This is a genomic window from Kitasatospora sp. NPDC059803, assembly GCF_042732255.1.
Lineage (GTDB): Bacteria > Actinomycetota > Actinomycetes > Streptomycetales > Streptomycetaceae > Kitasatospora.
This window is the reverse complement of the sequence record NZ_JBHWIJ010000044.1, coordinates 12,492-29,280: the sequence shown is the minus strand read 5'-3', so window position 1 is coordinate 29,280 and position 16,789 is coordinate 12,492. Positions and strand designations below refer to the sequence as shown.

Genomic DNA, 16,789 nt, shown 5'->3' with positions numbered 1-16,789 from the left:
ACACCCCACGGGCCCCCCCGGGCGGGCCCGCCGGCACACACACGCCCCACCCCCCCCCCGAAACCCGGCCCCCGCCCCCCCCCCGCCCGGGTTGCCCCGCCGGGAAACCCGGGGCGCGCGTCGGCACGCGGCATGGCAGGGTGAGCCCATGACCTCCCTCAGAAAGGGCGATGCCGCGTAGGCCGCCCGGCGCCCTGCGCGCCCAGACGCGGTACGCGCGGGGCTCGCAGCCCCGACCGTTCAGCCAGATCCGAGGCCTGCGGCGCAACGCCCAGGCCGCCGTACGACGCCTCGAAGCCCGGCGCTTCGAGCCCGGGTACCTGAGCAGGGCGCTTGGCCAGTACGAGGAATTCCTGCGCCAGCCCGGCCGGTGGCTGTACGTGCCCCTGCCGGACTGCCCCTGCCACGACGTCCTCGGCGCGCGCGACGAGATCGAGGCGATGCTCCCCGCCCTGCTACCGCGCGCCCGCTGCGAGTTGGGGCGGATCGTCGCCGGGCTCGACACAGAGTTCGAACGGCGCACGCTGCCGGACCCGTATGCCGCCCGGCGGCCGTCCTCCGTCCGGCCCGACGCGTCGGGGCGGCCATGGTGGTACCGGCGGCTGACCGGGCCGTGAGGGGCTGTCACCCTGGTGGGCGGCGGTCGTTGCTGGTCCTGCCACCAGAAACACGAGGAGTGCGACTCCGCCTCCAGCTCAAGCCGACGCTTAGCTTGTGATTTATCGTCCGGCTTCGAACAGGTGGGCCGGGTGATCACTCGTCCGGGTGTTCCCGGGACGGCGGTGCGGCCTTCGCGTGCTCCTGAACTCGACCAAGAGGAACAGGATTTGACGCGAAGACCGTGATGGTGGGCTGGGTGAGTCTGGTGGAACAGGGCGGGCAGTGCGAGCCGTTCGCGGAACTGTCACGCTTCCGGGGGGGGTCTTCTACGACTGCCCGAGTGGACCAATCCGGGCCGGCCAGAGCGCCACGCCTGCCCCACTGCGCACTCAGCAGGAGAGGAGCTTCCGCTGGAGATGACGGTGTATCACCGCTACCGCACGGTGCCCCGCTTCGCGATCGACCTGAGCGGCAACCAGGACGGCACCATCCTCACCGCCTACGCCGCAGAGCTGCCCGATGTGATGGACCTGATCGCCCGTTGGGCGCCGGCCGTGCAGGCCCTGGCCGCAGCCGCTCTCGGCCCCCACCCCCAGGACGGCGGTCGGTGAGCGCCCGCAAGCTCACCAGCGGTGGGTTGGTGCTGTCGGCCGTCGGCGACGGCCCGGGTGGCGATCCCGCCGACCGCCGCGGCCTCCAGTACGGTGCCGGTTTCCTGCTGGGCGTCGGCGAGGCGTTCAGTGATGATGGTGGGCCGCACGACCGGCGGCCCACCATCAAGTGCGTTCCGGCGGCTCAGTAGAGGACTACGGAGAGCCGTGCCGGGCCGGTCTCGGTGGTGGTGTCGCAGAAGTAGACGATGGCCTGGTGGCTGTTCACATACGCCTGGCCGGCCGCGTGGCAGGCGGCGGCGGTCGGGTATATGCCGATGTAGGTGTAGGTGGACGCCTGGGCGGTCGGGGCGGCGATCAGGGCGCCGCCGGCCACGACCCCGGCCACGGCCACAGCGGAGAATGCCTTGCGAAGAGACATGAGTGGTCTTCCTCCCAATGGTGAGCGCCGGGGCCCGTGCCCCTGCGCTTCGCCGAGGAGCCTCCTCCGAATGTGAAGGCGAGGCAATGGTCGAGACCAATTTCGACCGGAAGCGGTGTGGTGTTTCTGTGACGGCGCAGGTCACGGGCTCGCCTGACGGACTGGCGATCGTCTTCCGGACAGTTCTTGCACTGTCCGGAACCTGACAGTCCGCTTTGCCTGATTCGCCAGTATGGTCCCAGGCCGTTTCCCTGGTAGGAGCGCTTTCACGCCCGGGCTGGGACAGTGTTGGGACATCCGGCCCGGTCGGCGGGCTACCGGCCGGGTGCGGCGTCCTCGATGGCGGTGAGCAGGCGGACGTGGACGGCGCCGGCGGCTTCACGGGTGGCCGGGTCGGGGTCGTCCAGCTGCGGGGCGATCAGCTCGACGGCTGCGGCGAGCACCGGCACGGGGACGGTCGCCTCGCGCAGGTGCAGGAGCTGGGGGGTGGCCCGCTCGCCGGGCGTGGCCTTGGCGCGGGCGTCGTGGATCAGGGCGCCGATCCCGCGGGGCAGGGGCTGGGTGTTGGTCACCCGGCTCATTCTCCCGTCAGCTGAGCGGTGGTGATCACCACGGTCGGTCGTCCGCGCCCAGGCTCCTCAGGCGAGGTCGGTGTCAGGTTTTGCTCGGCACTACCTGCGCGTTGTCGAGGTGCAGGCGCAGCGTGCCGTCGACCGGACATCGCAGGCCGACCGACACACGGCGGACTTGGCCGTCCGCGTCGAGGGCGAGTGCGACTGCGGCCTGGAACGCGCCGTGCCCGGTTGGGCACGTGATGTCGGCTGGCTTGCGGAAGGCGTTGCTCAGCCGCGGGCGTGAAGGAGCGGGTTCCGCGAGTTCCCAGGTGGATCCGTCTGAGTGAACATCTCCGTCCGCTATGCCGAGCGGCAGGCAGCAATCCTCACAGAAGTACTCGTCTGCGCTCGATTCGAACTGGCTTTTGCGCTTGTCCCGCGCCAAATGATCTCGATCGACGGTGGGTTCCTCTGTTCGCGTCATGGCCAACCGGTACAACTTGCTGACCTTGCGGCTATGAAGCGATGTTTCGGTGGGGTACCCCAAGTGCCCAGATTCGTTTAGGAGTTCGCGGTTTGCACAGCCCTGAAACGCGCCGGCCTGCCGCCGTGCTGACGGCGCTGGCAGCGGGTGGAAGCCGATCCTCCCGCCCGCTGACTCCGCTCACCCGGAAGGGGGAGGCGCCGTCAACCTCGCTCGCCAGGATCGGCGGCGAGGCGGCCGAGCATCGCCATCACGGTGATCCGCGCGTCCTTGTCGTTCGTCACCGTGCAGTGGGCATCGACGCCTCGCGCGTCCGGTGCTTCATTCGGATCGGTCAGGCCGATCCGGATCAGGTCGACGGCATACTCGCGGCACTGGGAGTAGTCCTCTGCGGCGCGGACCGCCTCGACGTGGTCGATGTGGCCGGGGTCCGCAGCGCGCAGCAGCGCGGGGGTGGGCAGCGGGCCCAGTGCCTCTTCGATCCATTCCGAGACGGTCTCCCGGGGGCAGCCCTGTTCCAGCCGCGAAGTGCTCGCCGCGGTGAGCGCCAGGTGGATGAGGAGCGTCCCGAACCAGTTGGCGGCCTCGGCCGGGGGCGTGTCCGTGCCCGTCGGCGGCATCACGGCGCGGTACAGCGCAGCAGGGTCATCGGTGTGTGCGGCGGCGGCGACCGCCTTCACGGCGCTGCCGAGGGCAGCCTGGTCGATGGTCACGTCGGTGCTCTTTCCCTAGTCGGCAGCCGTCAACTTACCGCTCCGGCGCGGTCGAAGGACCCGTTAACGGACATTCTGTGGAATCAGCTCTGTCGAGGAGTGGTCGTCATCCGGTGGCTGTCGCGATCTGTTGTCCGGCTGCTGTGGCTGTTGCTCGTGCAGCGGCCTCTTCAACCTGGCGTCGGCCGGATTCACCTCGGCTCCAGATGAATGCGCGCCAACGACGTGGCGCGTCGCTGCTCCCGGAAATCGGTGGAGGGCCGGGGATCCTGTGGATCATCGCGCCGGCCGGTTCGTTCAAGCAGGGTCTTCGCACGAGAGGAAAGACCGGTGAGGTCGTCCAGTATGTGCATCCTGCACTTCTTTTCCCAAGACAAGGGTATGGATTCGCAGAACCGCACGGTGCCCGGTCGAAGTGCTTCGATGCAGTTCGAACCCCCAGCGGCCGTGGCTGTCGCGGGTTCAACATGGGCCTCCCGGACGGCACTCTCGGGGACGGGCGGCCACGTTGACGATCGGCAATAGCGTCGCGGTGGCTGGGTCGCCGCTCCGGCCCGAGACACGGCCGGGCCGGCGGTGCGCAGCGGCCTTCGGTCCGGGCCCTGGGCGAAGGCCGCCGAGTGCTACTGAGTGTTATCGGGGCAGGTGCGGCCGGTCGCCGGGCTCCTGGGTGGGGAACCGTTGGCCCGCGCCCGGAAGGGCGGGCGCCGGATAGTTCGCCACCTCGTACTTGGCCAGTTCGAGCTGCTCGGCGGTCGGGGGCAGCGCCGGGGCCCTGCACGCGCCGCCGTTGAACTGGAAGGCAGAGGTCAGGTCCCCGAAGGCGTTGCGACGCCAGTCGGTGACGGTGGTCGACCGGACTCCGGTGAACCGCTCCAGGAACTGCAGCACCGAGGTGTGGTCGAAGGCCTCGCCGGCGACCCAGCCGCCCACCGTCCAGGGCGAGATGATGATGCACGGCACTCGGAAGCCGCCGCCGATCGGCAGGCCGCCGACGAACTCGCCCGGCGTCGCGGCCGGGGGCACCGGCGGCGGCACGTGGTCGAACAGCCCGTCGTTCTCGTCGTAGTTGAGGATGAACACCGTCTTCGCCCAGACCTCGGGGTTCGAGGCGACCGCCTCGATCTTGGAGGCGACGTAGTCGGCACCGGCGGCGGGCAGGTAGTCCGGGTGCTCGGACTGGTAGCTGGTCGGCAGGATCCAGGAGACGGCGGGCAGCCGGTTGTTGCGCGCGTCGTCCTCGAAGGTGCCGGCCGGCCGGGCGGTCATGCCCTTGCGGTGCAGTGCGCTGCCGGGCGCGGCCTGCTGGAAGCTCTTGAAGAGCGAGAGCATGTTGGTGCCGTAGTTGTCGGCTTCCTGGTAGACCTGCCAGCTGACGCCGGCCGCCTCCAGCTGCTCGGGGTAGGTCTTCCAGGTCAGCGGCTCGGGCGCCGAGTTCTTGATGATCGGGCCGCCCTGGCCGCCGTCGGCTCCGATCGAACCCGTCATCCAGTACAGCCGGTTGGGCCAGGTCGGTCCCTGGACCGAGCAGAAGTAGTTGTCGCAGATGGTGAACGACTCGGCCAGGGCGAACTGGAAGGGGATGTCCTCCCGGGTGTAGTACCCCATCACGTACGGGCCGTTGACGCCGTCGGCGGACCGGTGCGCGGGCAGCCACCGGTCCATCTTCCCGCCGTTCCAGGCCCGGTGTTGCACCGACCAGGAGTGGCTGGTGGACGGGATCGCCTGGGCGCTCGTGGTGCGGGTGTCCAGGTGGAACGGCAGCAGGTAGCCGTCCGGGTTGACGCTGTCGGGCTGGTAGAACACCGAGCGCCCGTTGTCCAGCCGCAGCGCGTTCGGGTCCGCGAAGCCGCGAACACCGGCCAGCGTGCCGAAGTAGTGGTCGAAGGACCGGTTCTCCTGCATCAGCAGGACCACGTGCTCGACGTCCCGCAGCGAACCGGCCTTCGGCACCCCCGCCGCTACCGCCCGCTGGACACTCGGTGGCAGCAGGCTCATCGCCGCTGCCGCTCCCATCGCGCCGGCCGCCGATCCCAGCAGCCTCCGTCGGGTTATTCCGGACATCAGCCCTACCCTCTCCGTCGCGCCGGTGCGCGTGCGGGATGTCACCGCACCGGACTACCTGTGGCTTTCCCCCGGGAGCTTCGAGGCAGTGGAGATGACGGATGAACAGCCAAGGAATGTCAGGTACCCGCCAGGCGCTGCAGCCGCCCCCGCACCCCACTGCTGACAGCCCTGAAGCGATGCCCGAACGCCGGGCGGGGACGGGTCCGTACGGCGATGGCCAGGCGGTGCATCACCCGGTCCGAGCGGGGCCGGCCGAGGACCATCGCCCTTCTCCCATCTCCCACTGCCCGGTCGCGATCAATCTGACGACCACGTTGGTGCCGCCCAGACCCGAAGACAAGCGACGTCACTACTGCCCGATAGACCCGGAAACGACAAGTTCGCGGAAGCGTTCAGCGAACGGAGCTCCTGGAACGCATGGGACAGGTGGGCCTCCGGGGCACGGTCACCTGGTTGCCGAGGCCCTGGTGCGCGGGGTGGCGGCCGGGCAGGCTAGTTTGTCCGGGTGAGTCTCCTTGATGATGTGGCCAAGCGCGACGGCTGGCGATGCTGAGTGTGCGACGAACCGGTCGACCCCGACAAGTCGGTGAACGATCCCAGGGGGCCCAGCGTTGACAGCCGGACCGCCGACCGGAAGGCCAAGGTCGCCGAGCGGCTCGCGCACCGCGGGTGCAACAGCCGCAAGGGCGCGGTCAAGGTGGTCATCGCCTGGCCGGACCGCCTGTACGTGGCCGAACCCGCGCCGCTGATCACCGTTGCCGCGAGGCTGGAGCGCAAGGGCGGCCGCGAGATGGTGGGCCGTTGTCCGACCAGGCAGGACGCCCAGGAAGCGGCGGATTGGCTGGTGGACCGGTTCTCCCGACTGGCACCGGGGCTGCCGGTGACCGCCGACATCGAGGCGGGCGGCGGCCAGTTCCTCGTCATCCTGGCCACCGGCCGCCGCTGACCGGGGACCACCAGCGCACACTCGCGTCGAGCTGAACCGTCGGCCCACATCGACCCGCCCCGACGAAGGCTCACCCACGACAGCGACCCTGCGGTGCGAGTAGCGGCTCAGGACCTGCTGGCCGCGATCGACAGCCACCTGGGCGAGTCCTGCTGCCGGGCCTGACACAAGAGCCTTCCTTGGCACTCCGGTGTCGGCCGTCGGCCTGGTGGTGCTCCTCGTTGCCCGTCTGGGATCTCCGGGGATCGCTCGACGCCGGCCTTGTCCCGGGCCCGATGCGTCCCCGGCTGCGGTCGCCGTCCGGGACCACGGGGGCCTCCGGACGAGAGGCAGCCACCGGACGGCTTCTGTCGGTGACGGGTGATAGATGTTCACCAGGGCCGGGTGGCATGGCAGACAGGGGGAGGGCGCAGTGTCGGATGTGGTGATGTGCGGTCCGTTGGGAGATATCGCGCGGCAGGCAGGGCTGCAGGACGGTATCCACACCGAGGACGTCTATGCGGCGGCCCTGTGCTGGTGGGCGGCCGCCGTGGCCCCCTCGGCGGTCCTGCCGGTCGGCCACATGGAATGGCCTTGTCTGGTGTGGGGAGCCTTCCTGACCGACGACGCCCGGCCTCCACTGGTCACGGCCCTGGCCGCGGCCGGTATGGACTCCAGCCGTTTTCGCCGGCTCACCAGCCACCACGACATCACCACAACGGACAGGCTGCGGGCCGCTTGGCGCCGGTCCGCCCGGAGTACCCGGCCCGGCACCGGCTTCTCTCTGCTGCTCACCGGCAGCCCTGTCAAGCACCGCCCATCGAGGACGTTTTCCGATGACTCCCTCGCGTACGCGTTGCGTACGGCCTGGGACGGCGACGAGTACCGCAACCTCGAACATCAGCGTCGTTCGCGCGCGAGCGGCCAGGCGGGGGAGGCCCCCAAGATCGGGGTGCTGTGGGAGATGCCAGCGGGCGACTGGAGGTACAGAGCACAGACGGAAGCGGCCTCCTCCAGCAGATTCCTGGTCTTCCGCCGGAAAGAGGAAATCCCCGGCGCCACGCTCCCCGGCCGCCGGATAGTGCCGGTGGCTTCCCAGGCCGTCGAGGGCCTCGCCCGGATCTACGACAGCCTGTCGCACCAACAGGTGCAGTTCACGATGACGGGTGAGGCCGCCGCGAAGTTCTGGCCGGTCCAGCTCAGCGCTGCTCGCTTCGACGACCAGGAGTCCCTGCCGGAGGACCAGTTCGTCCGACTGGACGCCCACACCCACCGGATCGCGGCAGCACTCGCCCTCGCCGAGGACACGGACGTGATCACCGGCGGCCACATCGAAGCGGCATGGTCCCTGGTTGCTCGTTCCGGCCGGGATCGGGCCCGATTGCTCTGCCCTGATGCCCTGGACCTCGTCGGCGGCATTCTCGACGAGATCGGCGGGCAGGTCCGGACCGCGACCGGCTCGCCGCAGGCCCTGCCGCTGGGAGAACTGTTCCCGCCGGGTGGTCCCCATGCCGTCAGCGCGCCCGCCGCGGTGCCCGCCAGCGGGGTAAGGGACAGGAAGGGCCGGGTCAGGCGTGACGGGGCGGTCGTTCAGGACGTCAAGGACTGGTACGGCAACCAGTGCCAGATGTGCGGCAGCGTCCTGGGAATCCCGGGACCACGCCAGACGATCAGCGAAGGTGCTCATATCCGCCCGCTGAGCCAAGGCGGACCCGACTATACCGGCAACGTCCTGTGCCTGTGCCCGAACTGCCACACGCAGTTCGACCAGGGCGGCCTCTACCTGACCGACGACCTGCGCGTCGTGGAAACGGTGACCGGCACAGTGCGGCAGCGTCTGGAAACGGAGCCCGGCCATGACGTCGGCCTGGAGTACGTTCGCTGGCACCGTGCGCGATGGGCACGGTACATCCAGCCCGTCAGGCAGACGCGCGGAGGGCGCTGACGGACGCTATGCCATTGCGGAGAGGCGGAGTTCGCGGGCTATGTCCGCGGAGCTGTCCGTTGCCGGCGACCGGCTGGGCTCGTTTGATGCGGGGCCGGCTGCACGGCCAGAACCGGGCGGCTCGCCCACACGGCTACGGGGCTGCCGAACGGTGACGGCCGTCGACCTCCAGTACCACCCGGATCACGGTGTGCCGGCGCTGCTGATGGAGCTGGAGGACCCACTCACCTGCCCCGAACTCCTACGGCTGCTGCGGCTACTCGTCCTGCCACCGCCCGCCTCGACGGCCGGATCACGCGGCAGCCGGGGCGTCGGCGTTGGTCAGCCCGAGAGTCGGACCCGCTGGAGGAGCCACTGCGTATCCTCGCTGTCAGCCCGGGAGGCCCAGCAGGTCGCGTAGGGCCTGGTCCTCTCGGACGGCGCCGGGTGGAGCCGTCCGTTCGAGGGCGGCCACGAGTCGCTGCCGGTCCCGCCGCCGCACGGCCAGTAGCGGGATCCGGCAGTGTGCCCCGGTGCGGCTCTCGAGTAGGAGGGTGTGCGGCCCCCGGCCGGCGTCCGCCTCGGCCGTCACCGAGCGCAGCTCCGCCAGCGGGACGGAGGTGCGGTGCAGGCCTCGGCGGACGGTGATCCGGCCGCGGCCGACGGTGACGGAAAGGAGGAGCACCAGCGCGGGTGCGAGGGCGCTCACGACCGCCGCGGCGGCGTACACCGGGGCCGTGGGGCCGCCGTCGAGCGCCTTGGGCAGGGAGATCAGCAGGCCGCCCGCCGTGAGGGGCATTCCGAGGAGCGGGTTCGGCCGCACGGAGATCGGCGCGGACAGGGGTAACGCCTTGTCGGTCATGTGCCGTTCCTGTCGTCGAGAGGTACGGAGCGCGAGCCACCGCGAGCGGCGGGCCGCCCCCGCGAGGAGAGGCGGCCCGCCGTGGTGTCGTCGAAGGGACAGTATCGAGCTGGCCGTAGCCGGAGTGCACCGGCCGGGAACCGGGGCCGGTCAGCCCTCGCAGATCTTGCGCCAGACGTCCAGGCTCTTGTCCGTCCGGGCCGGGAGGATGCCCCTCAGAGCGCCCAGCCCCTTCAGTCCGAGGGGTGACGCCGCGACGTCCGCCGTCAGGTAGCCGGCCGCCTCCCCGCAGTCCCAGGCGGACGTTCCGCTGCTGCACTTGTCGGCCACCAGGCCAACCTGGGTGACGGTGGTCACCAACCAGGCTGCCCCGGAGATTCCCCCGGCGACGGCCGCGCAGGGCAGCGCGCCCACGATGGCGCAGCCCGCCGCCACCGTGCCGGAGACGGCCCAGACAGCTGTGGCGACAGAGTTGATGTGCGAGATCACGTCGGAGTGGTCATGGGCGAACTTCTTGACGCTGCTCCAGCCCCAGAGCCCCGCCGGGTCCGTCTGGTTGAGCGGATCGTCGTTGGCGTAGCCGTATGCGCTGAGGGTCTGTTCGACCACCGGGTCGACGCTGAGGAACTGAGCCGTGGCCGGGTCGTAGGAGCGGGCCCGGAGGTACACCAGGCCGCTCTCGTCGTCGCTGTACTGGCCCGCGTACCGCAGCGCGGTCGACGCGGAGCCCGTGTGGGAACTGACGGCGCCGTAGGGCGTGTAGGCGTACGCTCCGGCCACGGAGCCCGAGGCGTCGGTCAGGGCCCGGGTGGAGCCCAGCTGGTCGTGGAAGAACCAGAGGGTGCCCGTGCCGGTGATCTGCTCGACCGGCAGGTCGTCCGGTCCGTAGACGTACGAGGACGAGCCGTCGGAGAGCAGGTTGGGGATCTGCTGCGCGTCCCAGGTGTAGGAGACGGTGGTCGTCCCGGTGGTCTTCCGCGTCCGCAGGCCGGTGCCGTTGTACGTGTAGGCGCTGGTGGTCCCGCCGCTGCTCACCCCGGTCAGGCGGTTCGCCTGGTCGTACGTGTGGGTGACAGCGGTGCTCCCGGTGGTGGCCTTCGTGCGGTTGCCCTGCGGGTCCCAGGTGTACGCGGTCGCGCCACTGGGCGGGGCGGTGCAGGACGGCATGGCCGGCACCGGGCCCGGCGTGCTCCAGCAGAGCTGGTTGGCCGCGTCGAAGGCCTGGCCGGCGGCTCCGGTCCGGACGGGGTTGTCGGCGGCGTCGTACGTGTAGTCGGTCGTGGCCGACCCCGAGGTGGCGGACTTGAGCTGGTTCAGCGCCGTGTACTGGTAGGTCTGGGCGCTGCCCGGCACACCGCTCGGGGTGTCCGAGTTGACGCGGCCCGTGTTGTCCCGGGTGTAGGTGAGCGAGACCAGTGTCGAGGTGCCGCTGGTCAGCCGGTCGGCCAGCGGCTGCCCGGCGTCGTCGAGCGTCGTGGTGACAGCGGTTCCGTTCGGGACGGCCGTGGACGTCCAGTGACCGGCCTGGTCGTACCCGAACCCGGTGGTCTTTCCGTTCCAGTCCTTGACCGCGGTCAGGCGGTTGGCCTTGTCGAAGGTGCGGGTGACCGTCTGGGCGCCGGCACCGGGGTAGGTGATCGAGGTTTCGTTGCCGTTCTCGTCATAGCCGTAGCCGGTGACCGCTCCGGCGCCGTCGGTCAGCGAGACCAGCTCGCCGAAGGCGTCGTAGGCGCGCCGGGAGGTGCCGGTGCCGTCGGTCATCGAGCTCTGTCGACCGGCCGCGTCGTAGCCGATCGCGGTGACTGGCGGGGTGGCGGTGTCCGAGTAGGCCACCGAGGTGGGCTGGTTGTTCGCGTCGTAGCCGAAGGCGGTGGCGCGTCCGCTCGGATCGGTCGATGCCGTGCGTCGTCCGGCCGCGTCGTAGGCGTTCGCGGTGGCGCGGCCCAGCGGGTCGGTGCGCAGGGTCTGCCGCTTCTGGGCGTCGTACGCGTAGACGGTGGCCGCGCCGAGTCCGTCGACCGTCCTGGCGACCGTGCCGTCGGGGTTGTGGTCGGTGGTCAGCACCGTCCCGTCGGGCCGCGTCACCTTGGTCTGGTTCCCGAGGGCGTCGTACGTGTAGTGGGTGGTGTTGCCGTTCGGGTCGGTCGTCGAGGTGCGGTGCCCGTCGGCGTCGAAGACGGACGTGCTGGTGTGGCCGAGCGGGTCGACGGCGCCGGTCCGGTTGCCCCACGCGTCGTAGGAGTAGGTCGTGCAGCCCTTGGCAGGTGCGGTGCAGCCTGGTGACGTACCGGCGGCGACACCGTCCGGGGCCACCTCGGAGGTCAGCAGGCCTCGGGCGGTGTCGTACCCGTACTTGGTGGCATTGCCCAGTTCGTCGGTCGCGCTGATGACGGCGCCGGCCGGGTCGTAGGTCTTGCGGCTCGCGTTGCCGCGCGGATCGACCGCGCGGGTCGCGTCGCCCGGGTGGGCCGCGTCCTCGTAGTACACCGCGGTGGTCCGGGCCGGCAGCGATTCGTCGACCGGCTGGCGGACGACGCCGGTGAGCAGTCCGAAGCCCTCGCTGCCGGTGTTGGTGCCGCTGCCGGTCGCGATGTGGCCGGCCTCGTCGTAGGCGTAGGAGGTCCGGAGTCCGCTCGGGTCGATGACGGTGCGGAGGTTGTCCGCGCTGTCGTAGGACTTGACGGTGGTGAACCCGCGGGCGTCGCCGGCCGACGTCTCGTTGCCGTGGTCGTCGTAGGTGTAGGTGCGCAGGTTGCCGACGGGGTCGGTCTGTGCCGTGACGCCGAGGCTGACCGGGTCGTAGGTGTAGTTCCAGGTGCCCGCGTCGGCGGTGCCGTAGCCCTTGGTCTCGGACTGCAGGAGTCCGTTCTGGTAGGTGTCGAGGGTCTTGTGGCCGGCCGGGTCGGTGACCAGGGTCTGGCCTGCGACCAGGTTGCCGCCGCTGTCGGGCCCGTAGGTGAAGGTCGTGGTGCCGCCGACCTGATCGGTCTGCACGAGGACGCGGCCGGCGGTGTCGTACGTCATGGAGACGACTGGCGTCGGCGTGGCGGTGGACCCGTACTGGGACGGCTGGCGCATGGAGTTGAGCAGGTGGTTGCCGGTGTAGCCGTACTGGAAGTGGTCGTCGTCCTTGAGGACGGGGCTGCGGGTGGTGCCGGCGCCGTAGACGTCGGTGAGGTTGCCGTTGGCGTCGTAGCCGTAGCTCACCTGGCGGCCCGCGCTGTCGGCGAGGCCGGTGACGTGGTTGCCGGTCCAGGTGAGGGTGTAGCTGCGCCCGCCCGGGTCGGTGATGGTGGCCAGGTGGTCGGCGGCGTCGTAGCCCAGGGTGGTGGCGTAGGGCGGGGAGGCCTTGCTGCCGGCGAGGTCGGTCTCGCTGAGCAGGTGCCCGGTGCCGGCGTCGAAGGTGAAGATCTCCTTGGACTTGCGGGCGAAGGTGTAGGCGGTGCCGTTCTTGGCGAGGGTCGCGTTGAAGCGGGGCGCCGACGGTGCGTAGCTTCCGGAGGTGTTGACGAAGGCGACCTGGGAGCCGTCTTCCTGGCGGATCGTGACGTTGCCGGTGGCCGGGTCGGTGACGGCGCTCAGGTTGTAGGAGTGGGTCCAGCCCCAGCCGAACGGTCCGTCCGCGGCCAGGGCGCCGCCCGGGCCGGCCGGGTCGGCGACGGCGGAGGCGTAGGTGCGGGTGAAGGCGAGTGGCTTGCCGCGGCCCGGGGTGGTGAGGTCGGTGAAGGTCTCACCGAAGTAGCCGGTGCTGGTGTCGACCGGGTCACCGGCGGTGCGGCGTACGCAGCCGCACTGCACCCACGAGGGGTTGCTGCCCTTGGGGGCGTCCTGGATGCCGGGCGGTCCGCCGATGGGCTGGCCGGGGGTGCCGCCCATCGGGATGAAGGCGACCGCGTCGTAGGCGACGTCGTAGTCGGCGAAGTTGATGTTGCCGGCGCCGGTGATCTCGCTCTTGTTGGTGAGCTGGAGGTTGCCGCCGTTTCGCATCGCGAAGGTGCCGATGGTGACCCATTCCTCGGTGCCCCAGTTCTGGTTCACCCGGATCTTCCACGGTGCCACCCCGCCGCCGGGGTTGATGGTGTAGACGACGTTGGAGGCGGTGGCGGCCGTGGAGGGGAGATGGATCTTGATCTTGTAGTACTGGAGCTTGGGCAGGTTCGGCGTCCAGGTCCCGGTGTTGATCAGGTCCGGGTTGGCGCCGTCCTCGGTGTGGGTGAACAGGACGCGCCCGCCGAAGCCGACACCGAGCTGGTGGGTGTCGATCGCGCCGATCTTGTCACCGGCGGCGTCGGTCCCGTACGCGTACGTGAAGGTGCCGCCCTGGGACCAGTTGGCGGGCGTGCCGCAGCCGACCAGGTTGAGCGGTGGCTGGGGCTGCGACTCGTCGACGACGATCGGGGCTCCGTATCCGGCGTTGCCGACCTTGGCGGAGTCCAGGGCGCAGGTCGGCGGGTGCGGGTGCGGTTTGACGACGGCCGGTTCGGTCGAGCCGGCGGCCGCCGTGTAGGCGCTGGTGGCGCAGGTGGCGGAGCAGTCGGGTACGAAGGTGACGGCCTGGTGCCACCAGCACTGGAAGCTGGCCAGGGTGCAGTACTTGGCGTTGGCGGCGCCGGTCGGGTCGCACTTGTTGTCGGCGGTGCAGAAGGCGGTGACCGGCGGGATCTGCAGCCAGGTCTTGCCGCCGTGGTAGTCGGGCTTGGTGTAGGCGGGCTGGTTGAACCGGAGGATCGGCTGGCCCATCCAGCCCGTGATCCGCTCCTGGTAGGGCCAGCTGCCGGGGTGCGCGGCGTCGCCGTAGCTGTTCTTCAGATACGGCGCGCGGGTCGGCGGGTAGTCCGGGTTGCGCGGGTTGTTGGCCCAGCCCAGGCCCCAGTTGCCCTCGGCGCTGGTGCAGGTGGGGCTCGGCACGCAGCCGGTGGTGTTGCCGAACTTGGCGGTGGGCTGGATTCCGGAGTTGTAGGCCCAGGCGGCCAGGTACCAGTTCTCCAGGTAGCGCGGGTTTCCACCGTTGACGGTGATGCCGGCGTCGTAGAGCTGGTTCCAGGTCCGCTCCAGGATCTGCAGACCGGCGGAGACGTTCTCCTGGTAGTCGACGGCGATCTTGGTCTGGCCGTTGACCGAGTAGACCGTGTCGCCCTTCGACATGCCGTTGGTGATCTGGCCGAGGCCGTAGCCGCAGTCGGCCTTGGTGTAGTCCATCTTGGAGATGGAGCCGCCGGCGCCGTAGTAGTCGCCGACCAGCGCACCGCCCGCGATGCCGGGCAGGGCGTGCCAGGACGCCTGGCTGTAGTTGCTCTCCTGGGCCACGATCGCCTGGTAGACCGAGCGCGGCACCGAGTCGAAGGTGTCGCCCGCCGGGTGTTTGAGCGGCAGTCTGGGGAAGTCTCCGTTCGGTGCGAAGGCGGCCAGGCCCAGGTTCGCGAACCCGGCCGGCCGGGTGTAGGGGGAACCGGTCAACAGACCCTGCTCGGCCATCTCGATGGCCCAGGACACCTGTGCGGTGCCCGGCTGCATCACCTGCCGGTTCTCGGCCAGCCGGTCCACCGCGCACTTCGGCGCCGCGGCGGCAGCCGTGGCCGGGGAGTCGTCGGTGCTTCGCGCGTCCGTCTCCCCGGGGGCGGGCGCGGGCGCCGCGGCGGCGCCCTGCTCCGACACGATGCTGCCGGCTCCAGCCGGAACCGGCGCGAGGGGCGGAACCGCGGTCGACACGGACACCGTGCCGGGGGCAGCGTCTCGCTTCAGGAGCGTGTCACCCGCGGTCGTGACCACCAGCGGGGCCGACACGGCGGTGTCCGGCCCCAGGCCCAGCAGGGCGGCGCCGTCCAGGGACACGCCGACGGCGCCCGAGGGCAGCTTGCCGGTGGAGACGTTGCGGATGCCGGACTTCTCGGCCAGCTTGGTGGCTCCCAGGGCGACGGACTCGCCACCCCGGCCCTGCATCAGCCGTAGCGCCTCCCTGGGGCCCTCGCCGAGGGGGGAGAGCCTGCCGTCCCGTTCACGCATCAGGAAGGAGGTCGGCCCGCCGTCCTTCTGTACGACGAAGTCGACCCCGCCGGCGGTCGGACGCAGGTCGTAGGCGAGGCCGTCGACCTGCGCGATCCTCACCGGCTCGGCGGGTGTCTCGGCCGAGGATGCGGGAACGCGGACCAGGGAGGCGCCCTGGGCGCCCACCGGGCCGTCGGGGGTCGGGACGACCGATGTCACCTGGCCGGCTACCGTGGTGGACGCCTTGATCTCGCCGGTCGGCAGATCGACTGTCAGGACCTGGGTGAGCCGCTGGTCGCTTCCGGGGTTGACCGTGAACATCGCGGCCTGTCCGGTACCGCAGCCGGGCGAGTGGTATTTGAGCGCCACTCCGGCGGCCACGGGCTTCACCGCGCCGCTGGACAAGTCCACCGAGTACGCGACGGCACCGTGGTCACGCGCCTCGGCCCGGTTGACGGCGCCGGCGGGCAGCACCGTGACGGCAGCGAACCTGCCGTCGCCGGACACGCACTGGTAGCCCGTCCAGGACGCGTCGTCGATACCCGCGGGGCGCAGCAGCGCCGTCTCGCGCCACCGGTAGCCGCCGGCGCCGGTGGCGATGTCGAGGTGGTAGCCCGAGCTGTCGCCCCAGCCGTTGACCAGGACGTCCTCGGCGGGGCCGAGGGCACCCTCGGGCGCGGTGGCCGACGGCTGTTCCGGAGGGGCCGCCGCCCGGGCGGGGCTGGTCGCGGACATCACTCCCGCGATCAGGGCCATGCTGAGAAGAGCCGTCCCGGGTAATCCCAGGACCGGCGATTTTCGTGAGGACACGTGTTCTCGTACCTCTCGGAGTGTTCGGGTGACGGAACAGCTGCCCCCTGGAGGGGGAGGGCTCGACGATTCCCCCGTTCCGGCGGACCTGCCGGGGTGACGCCGAGCGACCGTGCGGGTGCGACCGGGGGCGACGTGTCCGTAGTCGCCGGCGCAGTGCTTCGACGGGTTCGATGGTGATCCGCGTGCACGTCCGTGGGGGGGGGGGGGCGGCGGCGCGGCGGGTCTCCCCGCCCGCCCGCGCGGGGCCCCCCCCCCCCCCCCCCCCACGTTCGGGGCCAGGTTTAGACGTGGAACCACTTCTGCCACGAACTGCCGTTGCAGTCCCAGAGGTAGACGCGTTGAACGCTCCAGTCCTTCTGCCCGGGGTCGGCGTCCAGGCACTTTCCGTTCCAGGCGCTCCTGATCTCACCGGCGCTGGTCCAGATCCACTGCTGGTTCCTCGGCTGGTGCTCCCATTCCAGCCAGCGGTAGCGGGTGATGCGGCTGCCGTTGGCGTTCTCCAGCACCGCGTCGATGACCTTCCCGTCGTAGACGGATGTGAAGACCAACCGGCCATCACCGAATGCCCCCTGCATCCAGCGCTGCCCGCCGTTGTTGTCGCACCGCGTCAGATTGACGGTGCCGCCGTCCCACGGTTCCGAGCCGTCCCAGTCCAGGCAGTTCCCGGAGTACCTGTTGGCTATGTTGCTCCAGCCGACCGCGGCCGCGTGGGCCTCCGTCTTCTCCGGTGTGCTGTTCGCGGACGCCGCGCCGGCCGGGGCGAGTGCGACCATGATCGCGGCACAGGCCGTGAGGGCTTTCCTGCTGATCACTGTTTACTCCTTCTTCGA

Annotated in this window: 13 protein-coding genes; 5 read left to right on the top strand and 8 right to left on the bottom strand. The window is 70.6% G+C overall.

What is annotated here, in order from left to right:
- Nucleotides 1-170: 170 nt before the first annotated feature.
- The 3 genes from ACFV6I_RS10415 to ACFV6I_RS10405 all read left to right on the top strand — a co-directional run bounded on the left by ACFV6I_RS10415 (nt 171) and on the right by ACFV6I_RS10405 (nt 1,402).
- Nucleotides 171-617 carry a hypothetical protein gene (locus ACFV6I_RS10415; RefSeq protein ID WP_380424371.1) on the top strand — a complete coding sequence of 149 codons (447 nt, stop codon included), beginning with the start codon at nt 171-173 and terminating at the stop codon, nt 615-617.
- Between the two features lie 399 nt (nt 618-1,016).
- Entirely contained in the window at nt 1,017-1,211 is a 195-nt protein-coding gene (locus ACFV6I_RS10410) for a hypothetical protein (protein WP_363378680.1), read from the top strand.
- Complete coding sequence (locus ACFV6I_RS10405; RefSeq protein ID WP_380424369.1) at nt 1,208-1,402, top strand: hypothetical protein; 195 nt, start codon at nt 1,208-1,210, stop codon at nt 1,400-1,402. Before ACFV6I_RS10410 ends, ACFV6I_RS10405 begins: the two co-directional genes overlap by 4 nt.
- Here ACFV6I_RS10405 and ACFV6I_RS10400 read toward each other — a convergent pair.
- From ACFV6I_RS10400 to ACFV6I_RS10380, 5 genes are all read right to left on the bottom strand, one after another.
- Nucleotides 1,396-1,632 (bottom strand): hypothetical protein, encoded by a 237-nt coding sequence (locus ACFV6I_RS10400; protein WP_063351744.1) that lies wholly within the window; start codon nt 1,630-1,632, stop codon nt 1,396-1,398. The two genes, ACFV6I_RS10405 and ACFV6I_RS10400, sit on opposite strands and share 7 nt — an antisense overlap.
- Nucleotides 1,633-1,946: 314 nt before the next feature.
- Nucleotides 1,947-2,204: a hypothetical protein gene (locus tag ACFV6I_RS10395; protein WP_380424367.1), complete on the bottom strand. Its 258-nt coding sequence runs from the start codon at nt 2,202-2,204 to the stop codon at nt 1,947-1,949.
- 82 nt (nt 2,205-2,286) lie between these two features.
- On the bottom strand, nt 2,287-2,670 hold the full coding sequence (locus ACFV6I_RS10390; RefSeq protein WP_380424365.1) for a hypothetical protein: 384 nt from the start codon (nt 2,668-2,670) through the stop codon (nt 2,287-2,289).
- A gap of 203 nt (nt 2,671-2,873) precedes the next feature.
- A complete protein-coding gene (locus ACFV6I_RS10385; protein ID WP_063351740.1) occupies nt 2,874-3,383 on the bottom strand; it encodes a hypothetical protein in 510 nt (169 codons plus the stop codon).
- Between the two features lie 633 nt (nt 3,384-4,016).
- A complete protein-coding gene (locus ACFV6I_RS10380) occupies nt 4,017-5,447 on the bottom strand; it encodes an alkaline phosphatase family protein (protein WP_380424363.1) in 1,431 nt (476 codons plus the stop codon).
- A 556-nt stretch (nt 5,448-6,003) separates the two neighbouring features.
- Here ACFV6I_RS10380 and ACFV6I_RS10375 point away from each other — a divergent pair.
- Nucleotides 6,004-6,396, top strand: coding sequence for a hypothetical protein (locus ACFV6I_RS10375; RefSeq protein ID WP_380424361.1), 393 nt, complete (start codon nt 6,004-6,006; stop codon nt 6,394-6,396).
- Nucleotides 6,397-6,808: 412 nt separating this feature from the next.
- Nucleotides 6,809-8,320 (top strand): HNH endonuclease, encoded by a 1,512-nt coding sequence (locus tag ACFV6I_RS10370; RefSeq protein WP_380424359.1) that lies wholly within the window; start codon nt 6,809-6,811, stop codon nt 8,318-8,320.
- A 370-nt stretch (nt 8,321-8,690) separates the two neighbouring features.
- Here the strand turns inward: ACFV6I_RS10370 and ACFV6I_RS10365 are convergent, their stop codons facing one another.
- From ACFV6I_RS10365 to ACFV6I_RS10355, 3 genes are all read right to left on the bottom strand, one after another.
- Nucleotides 8,691-9,161 (bottom strand): hypothetical protein, encoded by a 471-nt coding sequence (locus tag ACFV6I_RS10365; RefSeq protein ID WP_380424357.1) that lies wholly within the window; start codon nt 9,159-9,161, stop codon nt 8,691-8,693.
- A 150-nt stretch (nt 9,162-9,311) separates the two neighbouring features.
- Nucleotides 9,312-15,881: an RHS repeat-associated core domain-containing protein gene (locus ACFV6I_RS10360; protein WP_380424355.1), complete on the bottom strand. Its 6,570-nt coding sequence runs from the start codon at nt 15,879-15,881 to the stop codon at nt 9,312-9,314.
- Between the two features lie 359 nt (nt 15,882-16,240).
- Complete coding sequence (locus tag ACFV6I_RS10355) at nt 16,241-16,771, bottom strand: RICIN domain-containing protein (RefSeq protein WP_380342138.1); 531 nt, start codon at nt 16,769-16,771, stop codon at nt 16,241-16,243.
- Nucleotides 16,772-16,789 lie beyond the last annotated feature (18 nt).

What these genes read in the sequence shown, in the direction of transcription:
- ACFV6I_RS10415 (WP_380424371.1), top strand. Translation starts at nt 171, where the DNA reads ATGCCGCGTAGGCCGCCCGGCGCCCTGCGCGCCCAGACGCGGTACGCG.
- ACFV6I_RS10410 (WP_363378680.1), top strand. Translation starts at nt 1,017, where the DNA reads ATGACGGTGTATCACCGCTACCGCACGGTGCCCCGCTTCGCGATCGAC.
- ACFV6I_RS10400 (WP_063351744.1), bottom strand. Translation starts at nt 1,632, where the DNA reads ATGTCTCTTCGCAAGGCATTCTCCGCTGTGGCCGTGGCCGGGGTCGTG.
- ACFV6I_RS10390 (WP_380424365.1), bottom strand. Translation starts at nt 2,670, where the DNA reads ATGACGCGAACAGAGGAACCCACCGTCGATCGAGATCATTTGGCGCGG.
- ACFV6I_RS10380 (WP_380424363.1), bottom strand. Translation starts at nt 5,447, where the DNA reads ATGTCCGGAATAACCCGACGGAGGCTGCTGGGATCGGCGGCCGGCGCG.
- ACFV6I_RS10365 (WP_380424357.1), bottom strand. Translation starts at nt 9,161, where the DNA reads ATGACCGACAAGGCGTTACCCCTGTCCGCGCCGATCTCCGTGCGGCCG.
- ACFV6I_RS10360 (WP_380424355.1), bottom strand. Translation starts at nt 15,881, where the DNA reads ATGTCCGCGACCAGCCCCGCCCGGGCGGCGGCCCCTCCGGAACAGCCG.